This is a genomic window from Methyloceanibacter marginalis (genome assembly GCF_001723295.1).
Lineage (GTDB): Bacteria > Pseudomonadota > Alphaproteobacteria > Rhizobiales > Methyloligellaceae > Methyloceanibacter > Methyloceanibacter marginalis.
The window spans coordinates 1-5328 of the sequence record NZ_LPWD01000068.1; the positions used below are offsets into that span (position 1 = coordinate 1).

At 64.2% G+C, this 5328-nt stretch carries 5 protein-coding genes and 1 pseudogene; 1 reads left to right on the forward strand and 5 read right to left on the reverse strand.

Translation table 11 applies throughout. The features are described 5' to 3' along the window. The 3 genes from AUC71_RS03300 to AUC71_RS03310 all read right to left on the reverse strand — a co-directional run. The coding region (locus AUC71_RS03300; protein ID WP_193427008.1) for a phosphatidylserine decarboxylase at window positions 1-429 on the reverse strand (429 nt) is incomplete at its 3' end. Window positions 430-450: 21 nt separating this feature from the next. Then, window positions 451-2385, reverse strand: a complete 1935-nt coding sequence (locus tag AUC71_RS03305; protein WP_083238038.1) for an ABCB family ABC transporter ATP-binding protein/permease — start codon at window positions 2383-2385, stop codon at window positions 451-453. Between the two features lie 125 nt (window positions 2386-2510). Beyond that, the gene (locus AUC71_RS03310) at window positions 2511-2972 is read right to left on the reverse strand and encodes a hypothetical protein (protein WP_069623129.1); all 462 of its coding nucleotides are present in this window, start codon (window positions 2970-2972) and stop codon (window positions 2511-2513) included. A gap of 163 nt (window positions 2973-3135) precedes the next feature. Here AUC71_RS03310 and AUC71_RS03315 point away from each other — a divergent pair, with 163 nt between their 5' ends. After that, window positions 3136-3756, forward strand: a complete 621-nt coding sequence (locus AUC71_RS03315) for an LOG family protein (RefSeq protein WP_069623130.1) — start codon at window positions 3136-3138, stop codon at window positions 3754-3756. A 1-nt stretch (window position 3757) separates the two neighbouring features. On the opposite strand, the gene AUC71_RS03320 is transcribed toward AUC71_RS03315, so the two are convergent. Further along, window positions 3758-4171 (reverse strand): GFA family protein, encoded by a 414-nt coding sequence (locus AUC71_RS03320; protein ID WP_069623131.1) that lies wholly within the window; start codon window positions 4169-4171, stop codon window positions 3758-3760. Continuing rightward, window positions 4120-5328 (reverse strand): annotated as a pseudogene (cimA, locus tag AUC71_RS03325) (citramalate synthase); the annotation flags it as partial. The pseudogene cimA and the gene AUC71_RS03320, both read right to left, overlap by 52 nt.

The window sequence follows — 5328 nt, forward strand, 5'->3', positions numbered from 1 at the left end:
CTCGCTCGCCTTGTCGAGCTCGGCATTGAGAAAGGCGCCAGGGACGTAGGCGCTGTGGATGATCCTGCCACCGACAGGCGCACGCACGATGTGCACGTCGAGTACGGACAAGAACACGGAGACCCGCGTCAAAATCGTGGTGCCGAGCGCCAGCTCGCGCGGGGCGGTCACGCCCTCGATCACCGCAGCGACCTTGCCGTCGGCGGAACTGACGATCAGTCCCGGCCGGTCGGGTGTGACCCGCTCGGGGTCGCGAAAGAAATAGGCGATTGCGGCGGTGAGCAGCACGGCGATCCAGCCGAGCACCGGTGCAAATAGAAGCAGGACCAATGCGGCGATCGCCGCAATGCCTACGAATTTGTAGCCGTCGCGATGGATCGGTACGAAGGCGTTGGTAATCGTATCGAGCAGACTATGCCGGTCGTTCATGGTGCTCCTAAGCTTCTCTGGTCAATTCGAGGCGAGTGCCTCGTCCTCCAGGCGCTCGGCCGCGCGGGAGTCGTGAATATCGTCTTCTTCGAGCGCATGCGCCAAACGTTCGCGCGCCTCGTCGGCCTCGCGCTGGCGCGCCCACAGACTGGCATAGAGCCCGCCTTTGTCGAGAAGCTCGGCATGGGTGCCCTGCTCCACGATTGCCCCCTCGTCGAGCACGATGATGTTGTCGGCATGAACCACGGTAGAGAGCCGGTGCGCAATGACCAGGCTCGTACGCTCGCGCGCGACACGCTCCAGAGCATCCTGGATCTCCTGCTCCGTATGGCTGTCGAGCGCCGAGGTCGCCTCGTCCAGCATCAGGATCGGCGGTGACTTCAGGATGGTGCGGGCGATGGCCACGCGCTGCTTCTCGCCGCCGGAGAGCTTGAGGCCCCGCTCGCCGACCAAAGAGTCATAGCCTTGCGGCAGGGAAATAACGAAATCGTGGATCTGGGCGAGCCGCGCCGCCTCGCGCACTTCCGCCGGAGTGGCGTCGGGGCGGCCATAGCGGATGTTGTATTCGATCGTGTCGTTGAATAGCACCGTGTCCTGCGGGACCATGCCGATCGCCGCGCGCAACGAGGCTTGGGTCACGTCCTTGATGTTCTGGCCGTCGATCGTGATCTTGCCCTGGGTCAACTCGTAGAAGCGGAACAGGAGGCGCGAGATCGTGGATTTGCCCGCGCCCGAGGCGCCGACAATTGCCACCATCTTGCCCGCGGGCACCTCGAAGCTCACATCTTTGAGGATTGGCCGCCCAGGTTCGTAAGCAAAGGAGACATTCTCGAACTTGACCACGCCGTTCTCGACCCGAAGCGGCTTCGCGCCCGGATGGTCCGCGATCTCGGCGGGCTCGTGCAGCAGGGCGAACATGGTCTCCATGTCGATCAGCCCCTGTTTAATCTCGCGATAGACCATGCCCATGAAGTTCAACGGCATATAGAGCTGAATGAGAATGGCGTTGATCATGACGAAGTCGCCGACCGTCAACACCCCGAGCGAGACGTCGCGCGCCGCGAGCAGCATGCACACGACCATGCCGATGCTGAAAATAATTGCTTGGCCGGAGTTCAGAACGCCGAGCGTCGTATAGGTGCGAATGGCGGCCTTCTCGTAACGCGCCATGGAGGAATCGAAACGCCGCGCCTCCAACTCCTCGTTGCCGAAATATTTTACGGTCTCGAAATTGAGCAGACTATCCGTCGCCTTGGAGTGCGCCTCGGTGTCGCTTTCATTCATGTCGCGGCGAATGGCGAGGCGCTTCTCGGACGCGAAGAACGTGAACACGACATAGGCCGCCACGGTGACGAACACGACGACCACGTAGATCCAACCGAAATACCAGGCGACCAGGCCGCCGATCATCACGAGCTCGACGGCGGTTGGGATCGAGTTCAGCACGGCCATGCGCATGATCGTATCGACGCCGGAGATGCCGCGCTCGATCACCCGGTTCAGTCCGCCCGTGCGGCGCTCCAGGTGAAAGCGCAAGGAGAGTCTATGGAGGTGCCGGAAGGTGCGGTTGGCGAGCCGTCGCACCGCGTTCTGGGAGACGACGGTGAAAATCACGTCGCGCACTTGCGCGAACAGCACCATCAGGATGCGCCCCACCCCGTAGGCGACGATGAGCATCGCCGGAACGATCGCCAGACCGAGGAACCCGACGCCGGGGGCCGCGCCGGTCGTGGCTTCTCCGGTGAGATAGTCCACCACGTTTTTGTAGGCGATCGGCACCGCCAAGGTGATGACCTTGGCGATCACCAGCGCGGCGAAGGCCACGATCACGCGCGCATGCAAGTCCCGCCGGCCTTTGGGCCAGACATAGGGAATCAGCTCCCGCAAGACGGCAAGCTGCCCGGCCCGGCCGTGAAGCAGGGCGTCGCTCGTCGATTGCGGCAGTCGGTCTTGCATGAAAGGACTTTTCTATCAGCGCGTTATGGCGCCCGGCAAAAGGGGCAGCGAGAACGGCTGCCCCTTCATCTTCCCGATATAGTCCTCCGCAGACCCCGCGCCAAGCCGGGCCGGGGCCGATCCCCCTACTCGACGCCGGGGGGCGGCGCCGCCAAGTCCTCTGGGCTCGGCGGTGACAGCGAGATGCGGAACTCGGCGCGGGCGGCCATCATGTTCGTCGTCTCGTCGAGTTGCTCAACGCGAACCACATGCACCTTGTCGTCGATCTCGACCTTCTCCTCGGCGCTCCACGCACCATCGCCCTCGGCCGCCATGACCTGCGCGATGGGCTTCTCGTCGAGATAGATGTAGACCGTCTTGCCGGCGATGGCGGTCCCGGACAGCTTGAAAGTGCCCGGGCCTTCATCGGCCTTCTGGTAATCGACGACGCCGACCTTGATCGGGGATTTCGGCGACGGCGAGGACGCCTCGCCGACCACATCCGCATCCGGCGCATCACCCTCTGCGGTTATGGCAGGCGTGACATAAGCCACGCCGAGAATAACTGCGAGGGCGGCCGCCCAGGCCGTCAGCTTGCTACCAATCATTTGGGTACTCCTAAGAACGCTTCATCTCTGATGCCGCCGGATGTTCGCGGAACGCGCCTCCAGCGGCGTTGGCCGGACCCTAACGGATCGCTTGGCCGGCTTCCAGACCGTTCGCCAAACAGGGTTGCTTGACGCCCATAGAGGCCCGGTGGCAGATGACCCCATGAGCAAGGCTCGACCAACTCTTCGAACTGTCTGCGTCTATTGCGGCTCCGGCGCCGGACAAAATCCCGCCTTTGCCGAGGCCGCGCGCGCGCTCGGGAAGACCCTCGCCACGGCGGGCGTCGGTCTCGTCTATGGCGGCGGCGATCTCGGGCTGATGGGCATTGTGGCTCGCGCGGTCCTCGCCCACGGCGGCCACGTCACGGGCATCATTCCCGGCTTCCTCTCCGCGCGGGAGCACATGCTGATCGAGGCGCAGGAACTGATCGTGGTGGACGACATGCATCAGCGCAAACATCTGATGTTTGAGAGATCCGACGCCTTCGTGGCCCTGCCGGGCGGGATCGGGACCCTGGAGGAATTCGTCGAGCAGCTCACCTGGACACAGCTCGGGCGGCATAAGAAGCCGATCGTGCTCGCCAATATCGACGGGTTCTGGGACCCGCTGCTCGAGCTATTCGACAAGATGACCGGCCAAGGCTTTATCCGGAGCGGCTTCGAACTCAAGATGACCGTGGCGGAGAGCGTCGGCGACATCCTGCCGGCCATCGAGCGCGCGCTCGAGGTCACGCCGAGCGCGGCTGAGGCGCAAGCGGAAGCGGAGATCGCCGCGAAATTCTGAGCTACTGCGTATCGATCTTCGCGATGTCCGCCGGCAGATCGAGCCAGCGATGGCGCCGTGACGCCCAGAACAGTTTGGACGGTTTGGCGAAATTGGGGTCGGCGAAGCAGCCGACCGGCACGCCTATCACCCCTGGCAAGCCTTCGGCACGGAACGCTACGGCGGTCCCGCACGTCGGACAGAAGGAGCTGTCGATCGCCCGCCCGGAATCGCCCCGGTCCGCATAGTGCCGTCTGTCGCCGGCGATCGTCACCGCGGAGTCGGCAAAGAGCGCCGCATAGGAGAAAGCGCTGCCGGTACCCCGCTGGCACTTCAAACAGCTGCACAAATAGACGTCGACGGGCTCGCCGGTCGTCTTGACGGTCAGGCGGCCGCACGCGCAGCCAGCGCTTCTCTCGGTCTTCGCGTCGGCCATGACCTCACCTCAAGGCGCGGGCGCGCGTCGCGGATCAGCTTGTAGTTGATCGAGTCGAGGAGCGCCTCGAACGAAGCGTCCACGATATTCGGCGACACGCCGACGGTGAACCAGCGCCGCCCCTCGCCGTCGCGGCTCTCGATCAAGACGCGGGTTACCGCATCCGTGCCGCCGGTGAGGATGCGGACCTTGTAGTCCACGAGCTCCAGGTCATCGATATAGCTCTGATACGGGCCGAGGTCCTTGCGCAGCGCGTTGTCGAGCGCGTTCACCGGACCGTTGCCCTCGCCCACCGACATCACCGTATCACCGTTGACGCGCGCTTTGACCGTGGCTTCCGAGATCGTGACCAGGTTGCCAACCGCATTGTGCCGCCGCTCCACCATACGCGGAAGGACTCCACGTCGAAGAATTGCGGGACGTTGCCGAGCATGCGCCGCGCCAGAAGCTCGAAGGAGGCTTCCGCCGCCTCGTAGGCATAGCCGACCGCCTCGTGCTCCTTCACCACGTCGAGCAGACGGCCGACGCGCGGATCGTCTTTCGGCACGGAGATGCCGATGCGGTCCAGCTGCGCCAGGATGTTGGAGCGGCCGCCCTGGTCAGACACTAAAAGCTTGCGCACATTGCCGACCGACTCCGGCGGCACATGCTCGTAAGTGCGCGGGTCCTTCTGCACGGCGGAGACGTGGATGCCGCCTTTATGGGCGAAGGCGGACTCGCCCACATAAGGCGCATGCCGGTTCGGCGCGCGATTGAGCACCTCGTCGAGAACGCGCGAGGCATGGGTCAAGGTCGCCAGCTTCTCCGGCGTGACCTTCGTCTCGTAGCGCTCCGCGTAGTCGGACTTGAGCATCAGCGTGGGGATGATCGAGGTCAGGTTGGCGTTGCCGCAGCGCTCGCCCAATCCATTCAGCGTGCCTTGGATTTGCCGCGCGCCGGCCCGCACGCCTGCGAGCGAATTCGCCACGCCGTTGTCCGTATCGTTATGGAAGTGAATTCCGACATGGTCGCCGGGAATCTGTTCGACCACGGCCGCAACGATCGCCTCGCTTCCTCCGGGAGCGTGCCGCCATTGGTGTCGCACAACACCACCCAGCGCGCGCGGCCTCATGAGCCGTCTTGGCGCAGGACAGCGCAGTAGTCCGGGTTCGCTTGAC